Annotated in this window: 17 protein-coding genes; 9 read left to right on the top strand and 8 right to left on the bottom strand. The window is 60.8% G+C overall.

Going from position 1 to position 20,682, the window contains the following annotated elements; all coding sequences use genetic code 11:
- Positions 1 to 21: 21 nt before the first annotated feature.
- From treC to tadA, 6 genes are all read left to right on the top strand, one after another.
- Positions 22 to 1,668: an alpha,alpha-phosphotrehalase gene (gene treC, locus ASG55_RS21155; protein WP_056790136.1), complete on the top strand. Its 1,647-nt coding sequence runs from the start codon at positions 22 to 24 to the stop codon at positions 1,666 to 1,668.
- A gap of 108 nt (positions 1,669 to 1,776) precedes the next feature.
- On the top strand, positions 1,777 to 3,000 hold the full coding sequence (locus ASG55_RS21150) for a maltoporin (RefSeq protein ID WP_056790134.1): 1,224 nt from the start codon (positions 1,777 to 1,779) through the stop codon (positions 2,998 to 3,000).
- 50 nt (positions 3,001 to 3,050) lie between these two features.
- Positions 3,051 to 5,579, top strand: coding sequence for a phosphoenolpyruvate--protein phosphotransferase (gene ptsP / locus ASG55_RS21145; protein ID WP_056790131.1), 2,529 nt, complete (start codon positions 3,051 to 3,053; stop codon positions 5,577 to 5,579).
- A 2-nt stretch (positions 5,580 to 5,581) separates the two neighbouring features.
- Complete coding sequence (locus ASG55_RS21140; protein WP_056790130.1) at positions 5,582 to 5,872, top strand: PTS transporter subunit EIIB; 291 nt, start codon at positions 5,582 to 5,584, stop codon at positions 5,870 to 5,872.
- Positions 5,873 to 5,989: 117 nt separating this feature from the next.
- On the top strand, positions 5,990 to 7,366 hold the full coding sequence (locus tag ASG55_RS21135; RefSeq protein ID WP_056790126.1) for a multicopper oxidase family protein: 1,377 nt from the start codon (positions 5,990 to 5,992) through the stop codon (positions 7,364 to 7,366).
- Positions 7,366 to 7,866 (top strand): tRNA adenosine(34) deaminase TadA, encoded by a 501-nt coding sequence (gene tadA / locus ASG55_RS21130; protein ID WP_056790123.1) that lies wholly within the window; start codon positions 7,366 to 7,368, stop codon positions 7,864 to 7,866. Before ASG55_RS21135 ends, tadA begins: the two co-directional genes overlap by 1 nt.
- Before the next feature lie 166 nt (positions 7,867 to 8,032).
- On the opposite strand, the gene cmoB is transcribed toward tadA, so the two are convergent.
- The 4 genes from cmoB to lon all read right to left on the bottom strand — a co-directional run bounded on the left by cmoB (position 8,033) and on the right by lon (position 12,961).
- Complete coding sequence (cmoB, locus tag ASG55_RS21125; protein ID WP_056790120.1) at positions 8,033 to 8,989, bottom strand: tRNA 5-methoxyuridine(34)/uridine 5-oxyacetic acid(34) synthase CmoB; 957 nt, start codon at positions 8,987 to 8,989, stop codon at positions 8,033 to 8,035.
- Positions 8,986 to 9,729 (bottom strand): carboxy-S-adenosyl-L-methionine synthase CmoA, encoded by a 744-nt coding sequence (cmoA, locus tag ASG55_RS21120; RefSeq protein ID WP_056790118.1) that lies wholly within the window; start codon positions 9,727 to 9,729, stop codon positions 8,986 to 8,988. Before cmoA ends, cmoB begins: the two co-directional genes overlap by 4 nt.
- Positions 9,730 to 9,937: 208 nt before the next feature.
- Entirely contained in the window at positions 9,938 to 10,330 is a 393-nt protein-coding gene (locus tag ASG55_RS21115) for a protease inhibitor I42 family protein (protein WP_056790115.1), read from the bottom strand.
- A gap of 216 nt (positions 10,331 to 10,546) precedes the next feature.
- Positions 10,547 to 12,961, bottom strand: a complete 2,415-nt coding sequence (lon, locus tag ASG55_RS21110; RefSeq protein WP_056790112.1) for an endopeptidase La — start codon at positions 12,959 to 12,961, stop codon at positions 10,547 to 10,549.
- 396 nt (positions 12,962 to 13,357) lie between these two features.
- Between lon and ASG55_RS21105 the strand changes: the two genes are divergently transcribed.
- The gene (locus ASG55_RS21105; protein WP_041479908.1) at positions 13,358 to 13,546 is read left to right on the top strand and encodes a hypothetical protein; all 189 of its coding nucleotides are present in this window, start codon (positions 13,358 to 13,360) and stop codon (positions 13,544 to 13,546) included.
- 205 nt (positions 13,547 to 13,751) lie between these two features.
- Here ASG55_RS21105 and ASG55_RS21100 read toward each other — a convergent pair whose 3' ends face one another.
- Both ASG55_RS21100 and ASG55_RS21095 read right to left on the bottom strand, forming a co-directional pair.
- Positions 13,752 to 16,163 (bottom strand): glucose/quinate/shikimate family membrane-bound PQQ-dependent dehydrogenase, encoded by a 2,412-nt coding sequence (locus ASG55_RS21100; protein WP_056790110.1) that lies wholly within the window; start codon positions 16,161 to 16,163, stop codon positions 13,752 to 13,754.
- Between the two features lie 222 nt (positions 16,164 to 16,385).
- On the bottom strand, positions 16,386 to 17,747 hold the full coding sequence (locus ASG55_RS21095; RefSeq protein ID WP_056790107.1) for a carbohydrate porin: 1,362 nt from the start codon (positions 17,745 to 17,747) through the stop codon (positions 16,386 to 16,388).
- Positions 17,748 to 18,047: 300 nt separating this feature from the next.
- Between ASG55_RS21095 and ASG55_RS21090 the strand changes: the two genes are divergently transcribed.
- Both ASG55_RS21090 and ASG55_RS21085 read left to right on the top strand, forming a co-directional pair.
- Positions 18,048 to 18,278 (top strand): VF530 family DNA-binding protein, encoded by a 231-nt coding sequence (locus tag ASG55_RS21090; protein WP_016773359.1) that lies wholly within the window; start codon positions 18,048 to 18,050, stop codon positions 18,276 to 18,278.
- Position 18,279: 1 nt separating this feature from the next.
- Positions 18,280 to 18,918 carry a Pr6Pr family membrane protein gene (locus ASG55_RS21085; protein WP_056790104.1) on the top strand — a complete coding sequence of 213 codons (639 nt, stop codon included), beginning with the start codon at positions 18,280 to 18,282 and terminating at the stop codon, positions 18,916 to 18,918.
- Between the two features lie 121 nt (positions 18,919 to 19,039).
- Here the strand turns inward: ASG55_RS21085 and ASG55_RS21080 are convergent, their stop codons facing one another.
- Both ASG55_RS21080 and ASG55_RS21075 read right to left on the bottom strand, forming a co-directional pair.
- Complete coding sequence (locus ASG55_RS21080) at positions 19,040 to 19,825, bottom strand: siderophore-interacting protein (protein ID WP_056790103.1); 786 nt, start codon at positions 19,823 to 19,825, stop codon at positions 19,040 to 19,042.
- Entirely contained in the window at positions 19,822 to 20,397 is a 576-nt protein-coding gene (locus ASG55_RS21075) for a PadR family transcriptional regulator (RefSeq protein ID WP_056790102.1), read from the bottom strand. Before ASG55_RS21075 ends, ASG55_RS21080 begins: the two co-directional genes overlap by 4 nt.
- Between the last annotated feature and the right edge of the window lie 285 nt (positions 20,398 to 20,682).

The raw sequence follows: 20,682 nt of genomic DNA, 5'->3' as shown, positions 1-20,682 counted from the left end.
AATCAATAAAGGAGTCGCGCCATGCAAGACTGGCAACGGTCGGTGATCTACCAGATCTACCCGAAGAGCTTTCACAGCCATGCGGGCAACGCCACCGGCGATCTGCTCGGCATCGTCGCCAAGCTCGATTACCTGCAATGGCTGGGGGTCGATTACCTGTGGATCACGCCGTTCCTGCGCTCGCCGCAGCGCGATAACGGCTACGACATCAGCGACTACTACGCGGTCGATCCGAGCTACGGCAGCATGGCCGACTGTGAACTGCTGATCGCCGAAGCGGGCAAACGCGGAATCAAGTTGATGCTCGACATCGTGGTCAACCACACCTCGATCGAGCATGTGTGGTTCCAGCAGGCGCGCAGCAGCCTCGACAACCCTTACCGCGACTTCTATATCTGGCGCGACCAGCCGAACAACTGGGAATCCAAGTTCGGCGGTTCGGCCTGGGAGTACGAAGCGCAGACCGGCCAGTATTATCTGCACCTGTTCGACCACACCCAGGCGGATCTCAATTGGGACAACCCCAAGGTCCGCGACGAAGTGTTCAAGATGATGCGCTTCTGGCGCGACAAGGGTGTGGGTGGTTTTCGTCTGGACGTGATCAACCTGATCTCGAAACCGGCGGACTTCCCCGAGGACGACAGCGATGGTCGGCGCTTCTACACCGACGGGCCGAACGTGCACACCTACTTGCAGCAGATGCACCGCGAAGTCTTCGAAGGGCATGAGCTGATCAATGTCGGAGAAATGTCTTCGACCCGCCTCGAACATTGCATTCGTTACTCCAACCCGCAGTCGAAAGAACTGTCGATGACCTTCAACTTTCATCACCTGAAGGTCGATTACCCGAATCTGCAGAAGTGGGTGCGCGCCGATTTCGATTTCCTCCAGCTCAAGCAGATTCTCTCCGACTGGCAGACCGGCATGCAGGCGGGTGGCGGCTGGAATGCGCTGTTCTGGTGTAACCACGATCAGCCACGCGTGGTCTCGCGGTTCGGCAATGACGGCGAATACCGCGAGCTGTCGGCGAAGATGCTTGGTACCGCGCTGCACTTTCTGCAGGGCACGCCTTTCGTCTATCAGGGCGAAGAACTGGGCATGACCAATCCGGGGTTCGAGAGCATCGAGCAATACCGTGACGTCGAGACCCTGAATATCTTTCGCCTCAAGCGTGAAGCCGGGGCAAGCGACCTCGACAACATGGCGGCGATCATGCAGAAGTCCCGCGATAACGGGCGCACGCCGATGCACTGGCACGCCGGGCACAACGCCGGCTTCACTCGCAGCGAACCATGGATCGGTGTGCCGGCCAATGCCGCACAGATCAACGTCGCGCATCAACTGCACGACCCGGAATCGGTGCTGCATCACTATCGGCGCCTGATCGCTTTACGCCGCACTGAAGCGTTGATCTCCGATGGCATCTATCGGCAGTTGTTGCCGGAGCATCCACAGGTCTGGGCGTACCTGCGCGAGGGGACGGGAGAACGCTTGTTAGTGGTGAACAACTTCTATGGCACTGCCTGTGAGGTCGAGCTACCGGCGCTGATCGACGAAGCCCAAGAGCAGCGCCTGCTGATCAGCAACTACCCGGACTGCCCGCAACGCACGAGTTTGCTGCAGTTGCGACCTTACGAATCCTTCGTGCTGCACCTGACCGACCCCTGATTTTTTAACTGAATAACAACCTTTGAAAAAAACACGCAGAACGCTGCGCGGGGGATTTGTGCGCGCTGAATTCCTGCAACCACACAATAAAAACAACGGGTGGCATATATGAGAGCAACCATAAATTACAGCCTGGCAGTCGCGGGGATTTGTCTGGCAATGCCCACGTCATCACAGGCGCTGGAGTTCGGCGGCTATCTGCGCAGCGGTGTCGGAACCTCGGTCAACAGCAGCAGCCAGTCGTGTTTCCAGTTGCCCGGCGCGCAGACCAAATATCGCCTCGGTAACGAGTGCGAGCAGTACGGTGAGCTCGAGCTGCGCCAGGATCTGTACACCCTCGAAGACGGCTCGGTGCTGAGCGTCGACGGCATGGCATCGCTGTACAACCGTTACGACCGCAGCCTGACGTTCAAGGAAGACAACGGCTCGATTCGTTTGCCTCAGGCTTACGCGCAATGGTCGGCGATGCCCGCGCTCAACGGCGGCTCGCTGTGGGCCGGTCGGCGCTACTACAAACGTAACGACATCCATATTTCCGATTTCTATTACTGGAACCAGAGCGCCACCGGTGCAGGCATTGAAGACGTGTTGCTCGGTGGCCTGAAATACAGCTACGCCTTTTCGCGCAAGGACAACCTTTACCAAAAGGATTACATCAACCGCCACGACTTCAACGTCGGCGGTTTCAACAGCAACCGCGGCGGAGAACTGGAGTTCGGCCTCAGCTACATCGACAAGCCCGACAGCCGCGACGCCCACCGTGGCTGGGCGATTACCACTCAGCACGTGCAGCAGGACTTCCTCGGCGGCAAGAACAAACTGGCGCTGCAATACGGTGAAGGGCCTGGCACCGGATTGGGCTATACCGGTAACGTCAGGCTCGATGACCGCAACAAGAGTTATCGGATCGTCGAGTTCTTCGACTGGCAACTGACGCCACGTTTTGGCGGACAATTCCAGGCGGTGTATCAGAAAGATATTCGTCAGGGCGGCGCCGATCAGAACTGGCTGTCACTCGGTGTGCGTCCGGCCTATGCACTGAGCGAGCAGTTCAAACTGGTGACCGAACTGGGTCACGATCAGGTCGAGGCGGCGGACGGCACGCGCAAGCTGAGCAAGTTCACCTTTGCACCGACCTGGTCACCGAAAGGCCCGGAATTCTGGGCGCGGCCCGAGGTGCGTCTGTATTACACCTATGCCAGCTGGAACCAGGCAGCCAAGCGTGCCGCCAACCTGTTGGCCAAAGGTTCGGCGCTGTCCGACACCGGCGCGTTCGGCAACGCACGGCACGGGGCCAATGTCGGGCTGCAGGTTGAATACTGGTGGAAATAAGCAAAGCGGCTGCGACCGCTCATTCAATCAATACACGCTCAGGTGATGTCATGGCCACACCCCAACAATTGCAGCTGCTGGCTCCTTTATCCGGCGTGCTGATGGCGCTGGACCAGGTGCCCGACCCGGTGTTTGCCGGGCGGATCATCGGCGACGGTTTGTGCATCGACCCGACTTCGTCAACGCTCTGCGCACCGCTTGCAGGTGTGGTCAGCGACGTGCAGGCCAGCGGGCATGCGCTCACCATCACCAGTGATGCGGGTGTTCAGGTGTTGATGCATATCGGCCTGGACACGGTGAATCTCGCCGGCGAAGGATTCACCCGCCGCGTTGACGCGGGGCAGCGGGTCGAAGCGGGGCAGGCGCTGATCGACTTCGATGCTGACTACATTGCCCTGCACGCGCGCAGTTTGTTGACCTTGATGCTGGTGGTCAGCGGCGAGCCGTTCGATTCACTCGTTGGCTCAACCGGGTTGGTCGAGGTGGGCCAGCCAGTGCTTGACGTCGTGGTTGGCGCAGCCGCCGGCGAACATCCTGCGCCGGTGCCGGGCGACGCGGTGTTCTCGCAGCCGATCCATCTGCCCAATCCCAATGGCCTGCACGCGCGGCCGGCGGCAGTATTCGCCCAAGCGGCCAAAGCATTTTCAGCGACCATCCATCTGCACAAGCTGCACGCGCAAGCCAACGGCAAATCCCTGGTGGCGATCATGGCGTTGCAGACGGCTCATGGCGACAGTGTGCAGGTCAGCGCCGAAGGTGAAGATGCCGTAGCCGCAGTCGATGCGCTGACACGCTTGCTGAGCGAAGGCTGCGGCGAAGCGGTCACAGCGCCCGCGCCGGTCGAAGTCGATGCAGCAGAAATGCCGAACATCCTGCGCGGTGTCTGCGCCTCGCCCGGTTCGGCGTTGGGGCAAGTCATGCAGATTGTCGAAGCGTCGCTCATGGTCAACGAGTTCGGCGCCGAGCCGCCAGTTGAACTGGAGGCGTTGAGCCAAGCCCTGATCGAAGCCGACATGGCCCTGCAGCATCTACGCGACACCGCCAGCGGCCTAGCGCAGGCGGAGATCTTCAAGGCGCATCAGGAACTGCTGGCCGACCCGAGCCTGCTGGATCAGGCCAGGGCGCTGATCGACGCGGGCAACAGCGCGGCGTTTGCCTGGAAGACCAGCACCGACGCAACGGCGGCGATGTTTCGCTCGCTGGGCAATGCCTTGCTGGCCGAGCGCGCGGCGGATCTGGATGATGTCGGCCAGCGCGTGCTGAAGCTGATCCTCGGTGTTAACGAGCAGATGCTGGAGTTGCCGGACGACACCATTCTGATCGCCGATCAGTTGACCCCATCCCAGACCGCCGGGCTCGATACGCGCAAAGTGCTCGGGTTTGCCACCGTCGGCGGTGGCGCCACCAGCCATGTCGCGATCCTCGCGCGAGCCTGCGGTTTACCGGCGATCTGCGGCATGCCGGCGCAAATGCTCGGGCTCGGCAACGGCACGCGGGTGCTGCTCGATGCCGATAAAGGCGAATTGCAGTTGCACCCGGACGCCGAGTCCATTGATCAATTGCGCACGCGGCATGAGCGCCAGCGCCAGCGTCATCAGCAGGAACTGGCGCAGGCCAGCGAGGCGGCCTGTACCCGTGACGGTCAGCACATCGAAGTCACCGCCAACGTTGCCTCGCAGGAAGAAACCGCCCAGGCCATGGAGCTGGGCGCGAATGGCGTGGGGCTGTTGCGTTCGGAATTTCTCTACCTGGGCCGTCAGCAGGCGCCGAGCCATGACGAACAGGTGGCCACTTATAGCGCCATCGCGCGCACCATCGGGCAGGCACACAATCTGGTGGTGCGCACCCTCGATGTCGGTGGCGACAAGCCGCTGGCCTACGTGCCGATGGACAGCGAAACCAATCCCTTCCTTGGTTTGCGCGGCATTCGTCTGTGCCTTGAGCGACCGCAACTGTTGCGCGAGCAGTTCCGCGCAATCCTCGCCTGCTGTGAGCTGACGCGTTTGCACATCATGTTGCCGATGGTCACGAATTTGGCCGAACTGCGTCTGGCGCGGCAGATTCTCGAGCAAGAAGCGCGGGTGCTGGGCCTGGCGCACCTGCCAAAGCTGGGAATCATGATCGAAGTGCCTGCCGCTGCGCTGATGGCCGATGTGCTGGCGCCGCACGTGGATTTTTTCTCCATCGGCACCAACGACCTCACCCAATACACCCTGGCCATGGACCGCGATCATCCGCGTCTGGCCAGTCAGGCGGACAGCTTTCATCCCTCGGTACTGCGCCTGATTGCCATGACGGTGAAGGCTGCGCATGCCCACGGCAAATGGGTCGGCGTCTGCGGCGCCATGGCGTCTGAACGCCTTGCGGTGCCGTTGCTGCTGGGGCTGGGTGTGGATGAGCTGTCGGTGAGCGTGCCGTTGATTCCGGCGATCAAGTCGGCGGTCCGCGAAGTGGATCTGGCCGACTGTCGAATCATCGCCGAACAGGTTTCGAACCTGGAAAGCGCCGCCGACGTGCGCGCAGCCTTGCAGCAGTTTCATGGGGCGAAAGTCGATGCCTCGCCGGTTATGGAGAATTGAACATGTTCGACAAATTGCAGCAGGCATTCTGGAAAGCGCTGACGCCGGATCTAGTCCCGGATGAGGTGAAAGCCGTCGCCGAACCGATTGCCGGCCTGAGCGCCGAGATTGTTGCGGCGCTGGGCGGTGTGGATAACCTCAAGTCGCAGCACCCGGTGGCGCTGACTCGGGTGCGCGTGGCGCTGCACGACGCGGCCTGTGTCGACCGTCAGGCGTTGAGTCTGGCCGGTGTGGCGGGCGTCATGCCGCTTGAGGGCGGCGTGCTGCACCTGATTACCGGGCTGCGCGTATAAGGCCGACAAGACGTGCGGCCGCAGGTCGCCCTTACTGTTTCTCAACTGCGGGTGTATCGTATTCGCCTTTTGCGGATCCCTCGGGGTCTGTCGCTGATACGTGAGGTAGTTGAGTTCATGTCCTTTACCCGTCGCCAAATCCTCGGTGGCCTGGCCGGTCTTGTTGTCGTTGGCGTGGGCGCGGGAGGCGCGTCGCGTTACTGGCTGGGCAAGATGGCCGACGCCGAGGCCGGCCACGACTATGAACTGATTGCCGCGCCGCTCGATGTCGAGCTGGTGCCGGGCCACAAGACCGAAGCCTGGGCGTTCGGCCCGTCGGCGCCGGGCACCGAGTTGCGTGTGCGTCAGGGTGAATGGCTGCGGGTGCGTTTCATCAATCACTTGCCGGTGGCGACTACCATTCACTGGCACGGTATCCGCCTGCCGCTGGAAATGGACGGCGTGCCTTACGTGTCGCAACTGCCGGTGCTGCCGGGCGAATACTTCGACTACAAATTCCGTGTGCCGGACGCTGGCAGCTATTGGTATCACCCGCATGTCAGCAGCAGCGAAGAACTCGGACGTGGTCTGGTCGGGCCGCTGATCATCGAGGAACGCGAGCCGACCGGTTTCAAGTACGAGAAAACCCTGAGCCTGAAGAACTGGCATGTCGACGAGCAAGGCCAGTTCGTCGAGTTCAGCATCCCCCGCGAAGCGGCCCGTGGCGGTACCGCCGGGCGCTTGTCGACGATCAATGGTGTGCCGCTGCCGGTGATTGATCTGCCGGCCGGGCAGATCACCCGGGTGCGTTTGCTCAACCTCGACAACACCCTGACCTATCGCATCAACATCCCCGATGTCGAAGCGAAGATCTACGCGCTGGATGGCAACCCGGTCGAGCCCCGCCCGTTGGGCAAGGAATACTGGCTCGGCCCCGGCATGCGCATTTGCCTGGCGATCAAGGCGCCGGCGGCCGGTGAAGAGTTGTCGCTGCGCAACGGCCCGGTGCGCCTTGGCACGCTACGTTCGGTCGCCAACACCGACGCGCCGACGGACTGGCCGAAAGCCCTGCCGGCCAACCCGGTGGCCGAGCCGGATCTGGCCAATGCCGAGAAACTCAACTTCAATTTCGAATGGGTCGGCTCGGTCTCGGTGAACACCGAAAACGGCAAGCCGCCGAGCCTGTGGCAGATCAACGGCAAGGCCTGGGACATCACCGACAAGACCTGTGCTGACCGACCCATTGCCAGCCTGAAACTGGGCCAGAGCTATATTTTCGAATTGAAGAACATGACCCAGTACCAGCACCCGATCCACCTGCACGGCATGAGCTTCAAGGTGATCGCGTCGAACCGGCACAAAGTCGTGCCGTATTTCACCGACACCTATCTGCTGGGCAAGAACGAGCGTGCGCAAGTGGCGCTGGTGGCGGATAACCCGGGGGTGTGGATGTTCCACTGCCATGTCATCGACCACATGGAAACCGGCCTGATGGCCGCGATCGAGGTGAAGTGATGCGCCAGATCCGCCCGGCGGCGATCATCGACCGCAGCCGCGACCGCGACTTCATGCGCGAAGCCTTGACCCTCGCCGCGCAGGGCGCCGCCCTCGGTGAGGTGCCGGTGGGCGCGGTGCTGGTGCAGGATGGCGTGATCATCGGTCGCGGCTTCAATTGCCCGATCAGCACCAGCGACCCGAGTGCCCACGCCGAAATGGTCGCGATCCGCGCCGCCGCGCAGGCAGTGGATAACTATCGCCTGCCGGGCAGCACGCTGTATGTGACGCTGGAGCCTTGCAGCATGTGCGCCGGGCTGATCGTGCATTCGCGGGTGGCGCGGGTGGTGTACGGCGCGCTGGAACCCAAGGCCGGGATTGTGCAGAGTCAGGGACAGTTTTTTACCCAGGGCTTTTTGAATCACCGGGTGTTGTATGAGGGCGGGGTGTTGGCTGAAGAATGTGGTGCGGTGCTGACCGAGTTTTTCCGCGCCAGACGCACTAAAAACCCCTCACCCTAACCCTCTCCCAGAGGGAGAGGGGACCGACCGAGTTGAATGGACCAAGTCCGCCGACCTGAAATACCGAGTCGGACTCAAGTTTTGAAAAGCTCAACAATCAGCTCCCTCTCCCTGGGGAGAGGGCTGGGGTGAGGGGGAGGCCCACCGCGGTCATGGGAAAATACGCTTACTTCCTGGCGACGATAACTGCCCGCATCGGCGCCGGCAGCCCTTCAATGGTTTTGCTGTGGTCCTCGGGATCCAGAAAATCACTCAGCGACTGATACTTCATCCACTCGGTCCCGCGTTGTTCTTCCACCGTCGTGGTACTGACATCCACACAACGAATATCGGTGAACCCGGCGCGCCGCAGCCACAATTCCAGCGCCGGCACCGACGGCAGAAACCACACGTTGCGCATCTGCGCGTAGCGATCTTCCGGCACCAGCACCTGATGCTTGTCGCCTTCGACCACGAGGGTTTCCAGCACCAGTTCGCCGCCCTTGACCAGGCAATCCTTCAGCGCCAGCAAATGCTCGATCGGCGAGCGACGGTGGTAGAACACGCCCATGGAAAACACCGTGTCGAAGCCTTCCAGATTCGGCGGCAGGTCTTCAAACGGGAACGGCAGGTGCCAGGCATTCGGCTCGGACAAGTAACGCTGCACCGCCTGGAACTGGCAGAAGAACAACCAGTTCGGGTCGACACCGATGACGCTGTCGGCGCCGGCGCCGAGCATGCGCCACATGTAGTAGCCGTTGCCGCAACCGACATCAAGGATGCGTTTGCCCTTCAGGTCGAGGTGCGGGGAGACCCGCGACCACTTCCAGTCCGAACGCCATTCGGTGTCCACATGCACACCGAACAGATCGAACGGCCCTTTGCGCCACGGCGACAGACCCATCAGCGCGGTGCGCATCTGCGCGCGAGTGTCGTCGTCGCAATCGGTGTCGAGTTTCAGGCCGTTGAGCAGGTCGACTTCGCTTGGCTGGATCTTCGGCAAGGCGTCCAGCGCACTTTGCCAGCGCTCCAGATCGCCGTGGCCTTTGTCCATTTTCTTGTCGAGTTGCGCTTGCAGCGTGTTGGCCCATTCGGCCAGCGGAGTACCGGCCAGACGCCGGGCGAGGGGGGACAGATCAATCATGGCAAGGCAATCAACGAGGCAAAGTTAAGACACTGGAACCACGGCACGACTTTCGAGAACCCGGCGGCCAGCAGGCGTTCGCGGTGTTCTTCGAGGCTGTCGGGCTTCATGACGTTTTCGATGGCGCTGCGCTTCTGGGCGATTTCCAGTTCGCTGTAGCCGTTGGCGCGTTTGAACGCTACGTGCAGTTCGGTGAGCAGGGCGTGTTCTTCGGCATCGTTGAAGCGCAGCTTTTCCGAGAGAATCAGCGCGCCGCCGGGCAACAGTGACTGACGGATGCGCGAGAGCAATTCAGTGCGCTTATCCGGGGCGATGAATTGCAGGGTGAAGTTCAGCGCGACTACGGAGGCGGGCTCAAATTGCAGCGCGAGGATATCGCCCTCAATTACCTCGACCGGCAGCAGTTCCTGAAACATCGAATCCTGACCATTGAGATACTCGCGGCAACGCTCGACCATCGCCGCCGAGTTATCCACAGCAATAACCCGGCAACCGTCGGTGCGCACATGGCGGCGCAGGGCTTGAGTCACTGCGCCGAGCGACGAGCCGAGGTCGTAGAGCACGCTGTTCGGCTGGGCGAACTGCGCCGCGAGCACGCCGAGGTTTTCGACGATGGTCGGGTAACCCGGCACCGAGCGCTTGATCATGTCCGGGAACACCCGCACCACGTCTTCATTGAAGGCGAAGTCAGGCACCTGGGCCAAAGGCTGGGCGAATAGGCGATCGGGTTCTTTGCTCACGGCGGCGTCCGGCGGTGTCGGTGGAAAAGGCCGGCATTTTAGCCAAAGTGGCGCGGGGATGCTTGGGTTGTCTGATAAAGCACCGAACCGGGTGTAATTCTCGCCGTCCGGGATATGGCTTTCGCGAGCAGGCTCGCTCCCACAGGGGGATCGCGGTGTCCTGTGGGAGCGAGCCTGCTCGCGAAGAAGCCAGCGCCGTTTCCCGCAGTCAGTTCACCGAAATGGCGCAGTCGAAGGTCTCAACAGGCAGCACTTCCGGTGCCCACGGTTGTTGCGAGGTCAGGCGCAAACGCCCGGTGCCTGCTGCGAAGGCCTGGAAGCGCCAGGTCGAAACCCCCGCTGCGCCAACCACGCCGGCATCTTCCGGATTGCTGTAAACCTCGGGGCTGAGGGCGCGCAACACGCCGCCAGCTGAATCCTGAATCGCCCAGCGGTAGCCGGTGGTCGGGTTGCTTGGCAGGCTGATGATCAGGTTTTGCCCGACGTTGAGCCGCACGGGACATTCGCTTTGTTTTTCCACGGTCACGTTGTGTTTCGGTTGCGTGGCGCAGGCCGCCAGCAAGGAAAGGGCGAGGGGGAGAAACAGGCGAATGGGGGACATAAGGTCAGCAGCTCCGGCGGTTACGACGAACGGCGAGCATAACTGAAGATGGGACAAAGTGTGACGGTCAGGGAGTTCCGTGTTGGCAGCACTGAAGCCATCGCTGGCAAGCCAGCTCCCACAGGTTTCTCGGTTGACCACAAGATTTGTGGGCACATTGAACATTGTGGGAGCTGGCTTGCCAGCGATAGCGGTACATCAGGCACTACATGATTGTCAGAAGAGCACCTTCGCCACGTCCGCAAACCGCTTGGCAAAGTGCACGGTTATCCCTTCCTTCAGATAATCCGGCAACTCGTCGAAATTACCCCGGTTCGGCTCCGGCAGAATCAATTCGAAAATCTTCTGCCGGCGCGCTGCGATGACCTTTTCGCGAACGCCGCCGATCGGCAGTACATGCCCGGTCAGGGTCAGTTCGCCGGTCATCGCCACGCCTTTTTTTGGCGGTTGATTGCGTGCGAGCGAGAGCAGGGCGCTGGCCATGGTCACGCCAGCGCTCGGACCGTCCTTCGGCGTTGCGCCTTCCGGTACATGCAGGTGGACGAAGGCTTCGTCGAAGAACTTCGCATCACCACCAAATTGCTTGAGGTGCGAGCTGACGTAGCTGTAGGCGATCTCCGCCGATTCCTTCATCACATCGCCCAATTGCCCGGTGAGCTTGAAGCCCCGGTTAAGCGTATGAATCCGCGTGGCTTCGATCGGCAATGTCGCACCGCCCATGCTGGTCCAGGCCAGACCGGTAATCACCCCGGTGCCGGACAGCACTTGTTCGTTGCGGAACACCGGATGGCCCAGCGAGGCTTCAAGATCTTTCGGGCCGAGTTTGATCACCGCTTTCGGATCGTCGATCAGCTTCATCACCGCTTTGCGCACCAGTTTGCCCATCTGCTTTTCCAGCTGCCGCACGCCGGCTTCACGGGCATAGCCGTCGATCAGGGCTTTGAGCGCGGTGTCGCTGATGCTCAGGCTGCCTTTTGATACTCCAGCCTTTTCCAGCAGTTTCGGCCACAGGTGACGCTTGGCGATGGCGACTTTTTCTTCGGTGATGTAGCCGGACAGGCGAATCACTTCCATCCGGTCCAGCAACGGGCCGGGGATCGAATCGAGGGTGTTGGCGGTGCAGACGAACAGCACTTTCGACAGATCCATACGCAGGTCGAGGTAGTGGTCGAGGAATTCAACGTTCTGCTCAGGATCGAGGGTCTCCAGCAGCGCCGAGGCCGGGTCGCCCTGATAGCTCTGGCCCATCTTGTCGATCTCGTCGAGCATGATCACCGGGTTCATCACTTCGACGTCTTTCAACGCCTGCACCAGTTTGCCCGGTTGGGCGCCGATGTAGGTGCGGCGGTGGCCCTTGATTTCGGCTTCGTCGCGCATGCCGCCGACGCTGAAGCGGTAGAACGGCCGCCCGAGGGATTCGGCGATGGATTTGCCGACGCTGGTCTTACCCACGCCCGGTGGGCCGACCAGCAACACGATCGAGCCGCTGATCTCGCCTTTGTAAGCTCCAACGGCGAGGAATTCGAGGATGCGATCCTTGATGTCGTCCAGACCCGCATGGTGCTTGTCGAGGATTTTGCGTGCGTGCTTGAGGTCGAGTTTGTCCTCGCCGTACACGCCCCATGGCACCGATGTTGCCCAGTCCAGATAATTGCGCGTGACGGCGTATTCCGGCGAGCCGGTTTCGAGGATCGACAGTTTGTGGGTTTCTTCCTCGAGGCGCTTCTGCACTTGCGCCGGCAGGGTTTTGCCTTCGAGGCGCTGCTGGAACTGTTCGAGGTCGGCGCTGCGGTCGTCCTTGGTCAGGCCGAGTTCCTGCTGGATGACCTTGAGTTGCTCCTTGAGGAAGAACTCACGCTGATGCTCGCCGATCTTGCGGTTGACTTCGGCGGAAATTTCTTTCTGCAGGCGCGCGACTTCGACTTCCTTGCGCAGCATCGGCAGGACTTTTTCCATGCGCTTGAGCATCGGCACGCAGTCGAGCACTTCTTGCAGCTCGGGGCCGGTGGCGGAGGTCAGGGCGGCGGCGAAGTCGGTCAGCGGCGACGGGTCGTTGGGGCTGAAGCGGTTGAGGTAGTTCTTCAGCTCTTCGCTGTACAGCGGGTTGAGCGGCAACAATTCCTTGATCGCATTGATCAGCGCCATGCCATAGGCCTTGACCTCGTCGGTCGGCTCGGTGGGCTGGTGCGGGTATTCGACTTCGACCAGGTACGGCGGGCGATGGTGCTTGAGCCAGGTCTTGATGCGCACGCGGCTCAGGCCCTGGGCGACGAATTGCAGTTTGCCGTTTTCGCGGCTGGCGTGGTGCACCTTGACCAGCGTGCCGTATTCGGGGAGGGCGCCGGTGTCGAAGTGGCGCGGGTCTTCCTGGGGCGTGTCCATGAAGAACAGGGCCAGGGAGTGGTGTTCGGATTTGCTGACCAGTTCGAGGGTTTCGGCCCACGGTTCTTCGTTGACAATGACCGGCAGGACCTGGGCCGGGAAGAACGGACGGTTGTGGATCGGGATGATGTAGACCTTGTCCGGCAGGTTTTGCCCGGGCAGCGCCAGGCCGGTGCCGGAGGAGGTGTGTTCGATGTGGTCGTTTTCGTAATCGTCGTGGTTGTCCGGGCGATCTTGCTGGTCGGTCATGGGGCACCTGCGCAATGGGGTATGGGGTCTTAGATGGGGCAGGGGTGGGGTGGTTTCAATGGGGCGGGTGTGTTTCTGCGTGTGTGTTCAGGTTTGCAAAGTTTTTGACCTTGTTAACCTTGGCGGCCGTTGGGCCGGTGGCAAGATCCTTCAGGTCGGCACGGATGCCTAGTGGAATCTAACAATGTCTGTGCATAACTAGCGAAAAACGCGAGTGTTGGTTAGCTTTTACTATTAAATGGAGTTTTGATGGGTTCCGTTCGGCTTATTTCGAACTGGCCTTGAGCCCCTGTAATTTCTGACAGTAGACAACTGACTCAATCGTCCGAAGATTGCAGTTCAATCTCGAACGCCAGAGAGGTGTTCGAGAATTTACCAACGTCAAGGAATCGAACCATGAGTCATACCGATACGAAATACAGGGATTTCATCATTCGCGAATATTCTTCCGACACGCCGGGTTTGCGTTTCCAGGTGATCTACAGCGAAACGGATAAGAGTTTGTTGCTGGAAACCCGCAAGCATGCCGAGCAACTGATCATCGATCGATTGCAACGGATGGCAAATGGAGGAAAAGCCTTTTGATTCTGTCGGGTCACGCTGACGACAAGCGTTCGAAGGTTGCGATCTTTTGATTTTTTCTTGAAAGCACCGAATTGCCCAAGGCGAAGTGGACAGACTTCATTGATGCCATACACCTTGGTGCGAATGGAGCATGTTGGGCACGCCTCCATGCAAAAAGGCGCCACCCCTCACAGGGTGGCGCCTTCTTTTTTACCGCCGCTACCGCTTATTCCGGCAGTTTGTACGCAATGATGTAGTCACCCATCTTGGTGCCCAGCGAGCCGTGACCGCCAACAACGAGCAGCACGTATTGCTTGCCGTCCTTGCCGGTGTAGGTCATCGGAGTCGCTTGGCCGCCTGCAGGCAGGCGCGATTTCCACAGTTCTTTACCGGTATTCACGTCATAAGCACGCAGGTACTGGTCAAGGGTGCCGCTGAGGAAGCCGACGCCGCCGGCGGTGACCATCGAACCGCCCATGCTCGGTACGCCGAGGGTGAAGCCGATCGGGATTGGCGAGCTGTCGCGGCTGGTGCCGTTCTTGCGTTTCCACACGACTTTGCCGGTGGTCAGGTCGATACCGGCGACGTAGCCCCAGGCCGGGGCCTGGCACGGTACGCCCAGTGGCGACATGAACGGGTGCATGATCACCGCGTATGGCGCGCCAGTGTTTGGCTGCACGCCCGAAGTTTCGCTCTCGCGCTTGCTGCCGGCTTCGACTTGCTCGCGTGGCACCATTTTCGAGACGAAGGCCATGTAGTTCGGGCTGGTGAACAGCAGTTGGCGAACCGGGTCGACCGAGACGCCGCCCCAGTTGAACACGCCGACGTTACCCGGATAGATCAGGCTGCCCTGTTCCGATGGCGGGGTGTACTGACCTTCGTAACGCAGTTCCTTGAACTGGATGCGGCACAGCATTTGGTCGAACGGGCTGGCGCCCCACATGGCTTTTTCGGTCAGTTCCGGGGCCAGCAGGTTGAGGTCCGAACGGGCCTGGGTCGGTGCGGTGTGGTCGCCTTTCACGGCGCCCTGCGGAACCGGGATTTCCTTGATCGGAATGATCGGCGTGCCGTCACGACGGTCGAGGACGTACAGGCTGCCCTGTTTGGTCGGAGCGATCAGCGCAGGTTTCACGCCGTCAGCGGTTTTCATGTCGAGCAGGGTTGGCTGGCTGCCCACGTCCATGTCCCACAGGTCGTGGTGGGTGAACTGGTAGTTCCAGCGCACTTTACCGGTAGCCAGGTCCAACGCGACGAGGCCGGCGCTGAATTTCTCGGCGCCCGGGGTGCGGTTGCCGCCCCATTGGTCAGGGGTCTGGTTGCCCAGTGGCAGGTATACCATGCCGAGTTTTTCATCGACGCTGGCCAGCGACCACATGTTCGCCGAGTTGCGGCTGTAGGTTTCGCCCGGGGCCAATGGCTCGGTGGCGTCCGGCTTGTCGCTGTCCCAGTTCCACACCAGGTGCCCATCGCGCACGTCGAAGGCGCGGATCACGCCCGATGGCTCGTTGGTCGATTCGTTGTCGGTAACGTGACCGCCCATGATCACCAGATCACGGGTAATCGCTGCTGGCGAGGTGGAGTAGTAGCCGCCGGCGGTGAACGGGCCGATGCCTTGGGTCAGGTCGACCACGCCGTTGGTGCCGAAGCCTTCGCAGATCTTGCCGGTGTCGGCGTTCAGTGCGATCAGGCGGGCATCAGCAGTTGGCAGGTACAGGCGACGCGGGCAGGCCTGAGCAACGGCCTGGCCGGCTTCAGAGATGACAGCGGAACCGGCATTTTCAGACTTGGCATAGGCGGCTTCGTCGTAGTACGACACGCCACGGCAGGTCATGTGGGCGAAGCCCTTGAAGCCGACCGGGCTCTTGATCTGTGGATCGAAGCGCCAGATTTCCTTGCCGGTGTCCGGGTCCAGTGCCAGCACTTTGCTGTGCGCGGTGCAGGCGTAGACCATGCCGTTGGCTTTGAGCGGGGTGTTTTCGTTGGTCAGCTCGACCGGGTCATCCGCAGTTGGCAGGTCGCCGGTCTGGATGCGCCAGGCTTCTTGCAGCTTGCCGACGTTTTCCGGGGTGATCTGCTTGAGCGGCGAGTAGCGGTCACCGAACTCGGTGCGACCGTACGCTTGCCAGTCGCCATCCGGCATGGCCGGTGCGGTGCTGGTCATGTCGGCGCTGTCGCGGCCCAGTTCACCGAAGGTTTCGCCCGGGTGGGTGAAGAGGCTGGCCAGAGCGGTAACGCCGGCCAGGATCACAGCGACGGTCAGGCCGCCAGTGCCGATTTTCGCCGAGCCGTTGAGTAGCAGCGGACGACGGAACCACGGCAGCAGCATCACGAAACCGAGGACAAACCACAGCGCCAGACGCGGCACCAGTTGCCACCAGTCCAGACCGACTTCCCACAATGCCCATACCGTGCTGGCAAACAGCACGATGGCGTACAGGCCCAGTGCCGCGCGGCGGCGCATCAGCAGCAGAATGCCGCTCAGCGCGATGCCGATACCGGCCAGCAGATAGTAAAGCGAGCCGCCGAGCATGCTCAGCTTGACTCCCCCGGCCAGCATGGCCAGGCCCATCAGTAGAAGCAGGATGCCGAGCAGGCCCGGTAGCAGACGGCCCCGACTCGAAGCACTTTCGGTGCTCATAGTGTGATTCTCCGTGACGTTTATGTAGTCCCGCGCTGTAGTCACTTTAGATGACGATCTGGCGCAGGCATGGTTCAGATAAAAACTTGTTCGGCTATCGAATTTCATGGATCCCTGTGGGAGCTGGCTTGCCAGCGATGGCGATTGCACATCCAACACTGAAAGCGCCAGACAGATTGCTATCGCTGGCAAGCCAGCTCCCACAGGGCCTTGTGGCGTTTTTTAGAACGACGACTGGATCTTGATCCCGCCGATCAGGGCGTCGTCGACGTCGTTCACGCCACCGGGATGGCGGATGTATTGCAGGTTCGGGCGCACGGTCAGCCAGTTGGTCACGTGCACGCCGTAATACAGCTCGGCGCTGTATTCGGTGTCCTGCGGTGGCAGGAACGCCGGATTGTCGTAGTCGTAGACGGCGTTGGCGCGGTTGCTCGCCTCGGCGTTCTTGCGATAGGCCGGGTTGACGTGCACACGAGCGAGGGCGAAACCGATGTCGTCCTTGGCGCGGGCGTCGAACGGGCCTTTGTAGGTCAGGCCGGCCTGCACGTAGTTGTCGATGGCGTTGGTTTTCTTGTCATGCATCGTCGCGTTGGCGAACAGGCTCAAACCACGGGAGTGGTCACTGGCGATGCTGGTGACCTGCTGCTGAATGCCCAGCCATACGCCGTGCTTGCTCGAGGCACTGCGATAGGCTTCGCCGCTCAGCGCTGCCGGTTGGTCATTGCGGTCTTTATAGACGTCAGAGGCCTTGGCATTGCTGTAGTAATAACCGGCGCGGTATTCGCCCGGCAGGCCGTTGAGCTTCGGCGTCCACACCAGTTCGACCGGCAGGATCGCGCCCTGGGTGCCGCTGCCGCTGAGTTTGAAGCCGTTGCCGCGATCGAGGTTCGACGGGTTCTGCTCGTAGGCGCCGACCTGCGCATACAGCTCGGGCGTCAGGTGATATTTGACCCGCAGCGCCCACTGGCTGACCGGCCAGTTGTACCAGATGCCGCCGACCCAGTTACCGACCTGCGAGCCGCAGAACGCGAGGTTCTGGAAGTCGCAAGGGAAGCTGTTGAAGTCTTCGCCTTCGCCGAAACGGCCGACCTTGATGTCGAGTTTCTGATCGAAGAATTTCTGCTGATACCACATCTGCGTCAGGCGCGTGGTCTGGCCACGGCCCCAGACTTCCTGGGCGGAAGTGAAGCCGCCAACGCGCGGGTCGTTGATGCGGTCGTTGCTGATGTTGTTGCCGCTGCGCTTGGTGATGGTCAGCTGAAATTCAGCGTCGTTCCAACCGAGGATCTTCTGCAGATCCAGATGGGTGCCGAGGCCGAACTGGTCGCTGTAGCGGGCAGTGCGGTCGTGGTCATAGCCGCCGTGCAGGTTGCTGCCCATTTCGCCGGTGTAATCGAGTTTGAAGTCGTAGCCTTTTTCCGCAAGTTCCGTGCGCGTGCCGTTCCAGTCACCAAGCATGTACGGTGATTCACTGTCGAAGGCCGGCGCCGCGTGGGCGCAAGTGGCAAGGCCGAGGGCGGTGCAGCCGCCAAGGGTGCGCAGGGCAGAGATAGCGCTGTCTCGGGAGAAGGAAAAGTCAGGCATGAAGAAGTCTTTTTTTGATGTTTTCAGGTGCAGGCCGAACGCTTCAGATTGTCGCAGGCAGTGAAGCGTTTCAGCGGAAGGGCGGCAGGATAATGATCTGTAACAAATTGAGAAAGCGCTTTTGCAGACATGCAGCGTTTCGGATTCGGTAACAGTGCGGCAAACGGGCGCATTGTGAGTCGGGCCACAGCCTGCGATCTTCCTAGGTTGGCCTACATTTGAAGACAGGCCTTCCACCCGCCCGGCCCCTCGGCTAAGGTGCGCGGCTTTACGCATTTTCACTTCGCCCAAAGGCCCGGCATGAACGAACAATCCCCCGATCCGCTGCACGGCGTGACCCTTGAACAGATCCTCAATGCACTCGTGACTCACTACGAGTGGTCGGGGCTGGCCGAGCGTATCGACATCCGTTGCTTCAAGAGCGATCCGAGCATCAAGTCGAGCCTGACCTTCCTGCGTAAAACCCCGTGGGCGCGGGAAAAGGTCGAGCGCCTGTACGTTAAGCTGATGCGCACCAAGCGACCGCTCTGAGATGGACAGCGCGAGGCGCCGACGCCTGATCACCGGCCTGGCCGTGTTGGGCTGGGCCGGATTGACGATTCAGCTGTACCTGATCTTCTTCGCACGATTGAGCATCGGCGCCAGCCTGCTGGGCGGGCTGGTGAGTTTCTTCAGCTACTTCACCATATTGACCAACACCTTGGTGGCGACGGTGTTGACCTGCGCGGTCACCGAGCGCGAATCCGCCGCACGGCGCTGGTTTCTGCAGCCGTGGGTCAGCAGTGGAATCGCGGTGAGTATCGCCGTCGTCGGTCTGGCCTACAGCATTCTGTTACGGCATTTGTGGCACCCCGAAGGCTGGCAGTTTGTTGCCGATGAGTTGCTCCACGACGTCATGCCATTGCTGTTTCTCGGCTATTGGTGGCGCTGCGTCCCCAAAGGCACGTTGCGCCTGTGGCATCTGCCGCTGTGGCTGATCTATCCGCTGGTGTACTTCATCTATGCCTTGCTGCGCGGGCATCTGCTCGGCGCTTATGCGTATCCGTTCATTGATGTGGCGGCGTTGGGTTATCCACAGGTGCTGGCGAATGCCGGGGGGATATTGGTGGGGTTTGTGTTGGTGGGGGTGCTGATTATCGGCCTCGACCGCAAATTGTCCGCACGAAGTTGAGATCCAGTGTGGGAGCGAGCCTGCTCGCGAATGCGGTGCGTCAGCCAGCAAATCTTTCGACTGTGCCGATGCCTTCGCGAGCAGGCTCGCTCCCACAAGGGTGATATGGGTCAGGAAGAGATCACTCTTCCTCAGAGCCCTCGGCGCGCCAGTAGCCGACCGCCTTGATGAACTGTTCATCGAGCCCATGCTCATCGATCAGTACCCGGCGGATCTGCCGTGAGACCTTGGTTTCGGTCGCCACCCATGCGTACAGATTGCCCTTGGGCACCTGCAATTGCTTGACGGTAGCCAGCAGGTTGTCCTTGCCGCCTTCGCGCAGGACCCAGATCACATTGAACGGCGCTGCGCTTTCCAGCACTTGCTGCTCAGCGCCGTTTTCCACTTCGATCACCACCAGCGCCTTGCGATTCGCCGCGAGGTGTTCGAGGCGGCGGGCGATGGCGGGGAGGGCGGTTTCGTCGCCGATCAGCAGATAGCTGTCGAAGATGTCCGGCACGATCATCGACCCGCGTGGCCCGCCGATGTGCAGGAACTGCCCCGGTTGTGCCTGCTCGGCCCAGGTCGAGGCAGGGCCGTCGCCGTGCAGGACGAAATCGATGTCCAGCTCCATTTTTTCCAGATCGTAACGACGCGGCGTGTAGTCGCGCATCTCGGGCATCGGCCCGTTGTCCTTGCCGGCGCCCAGTTGCATCGTCTCCAGCGCCGCCGCTTGTTCGGCGTTCTGCGGGAACAGCAGTTTGACGTGATCGTCCGTGCCCAGGCTGATGAACCCGGCCAGTTCCGGGCCGCCGAGGGTGATGCGACGCATGCGTGGGGTCAGGTCGGTGACGCGCAGCACTTCAAGCTTGCGCCGTTTGATTTCGTGCATCACGCGGTGAATGGTTTGAGTATCGACTGCAGTCATTCGGCTTTCTCCGTGGCAGGTTGAACGGCAGGGCCGTCGACGATGGCTTTGGCGGTGTCGTTGAGCAGGTCGCGCACGCGCAGGATTTCCTCGGCGCTCCAGCGCCCGTGGTGCAGCTGCAAGGCATGGCGCAGGTTGTGCACCGCTTCGTGGATTTCCGGCGGACGATCATGGCCGCGCAGCGAGCGCTTGCTGACGTCAATGCGCATGCGTACGCCGTCGAGCGCCACCGCTTGTTCACTTAAAGACAAACGACCGGCGTCGGTGACGCTGTAACGCTTTTTGCCGGCCTCGGCATCACCGGCAATCAAATCGCTCTCTTCCAGAAAAGTCAGGGTCGGGTAGATCACCCCGGGGCTCGGGCTGTAAGCGCCATCGAACATGCCTTCGATCTGGCGGATCAGGTCGTAGCCGTGGCAGGGCTGCTCGGCGATCAGCGCCAGCAACAGCAATTTCAAGTCGCCGGGGGCAAAAACTCGCGGGCCGCGACCGCCGCGTTCGCGACCGGGGCGTTTCTCGAAGCCGTCGCGGCCATCGCCGTGCTCGCGATGGGGGGAATGATCGTCTCTCATTTCGCTTCTCTCTCGTCGTATTTAGATACAGCTTAAGATATATCTTAAGGGTTGCGCAAGACGTTTTTGGCCTTGTCCTGAGCTTGACGGACGAGCGGTCAAAGCGAAAAAGAGCCGGAAAAAGTTTTTTGATCAATAAATCAAAGCGGTGACCGTAAAGTTAAAGTTATCGCTCTAGTTGTACTTGAGTATATGTTCTAATTCCTCGCAAGTTGCCGCGTTAAAGCGGCTAAGTTGCTGTATGGTTTTTTGCCTGTAACTGTGTGTAGGGCGCAACTTACAGCG

It is taken from the genome of Pseudomonas sp. Leaf434 (assembly GCF_001425545.1).
In the GTDB taxonomy this organism is placed as follows: Bacteria; Pseudomonadota; Gammaproteobacteria; order Pseudomonadales; family Pseudomonadaceae; genus Aquipseudomonas; species Aquipseudomonas siliginis.
The sequence above is the reverse complement of the archived record's forward strand: the minus strand, read 5'-3'. Positions and strand labels throughout refer to the sequence as shown.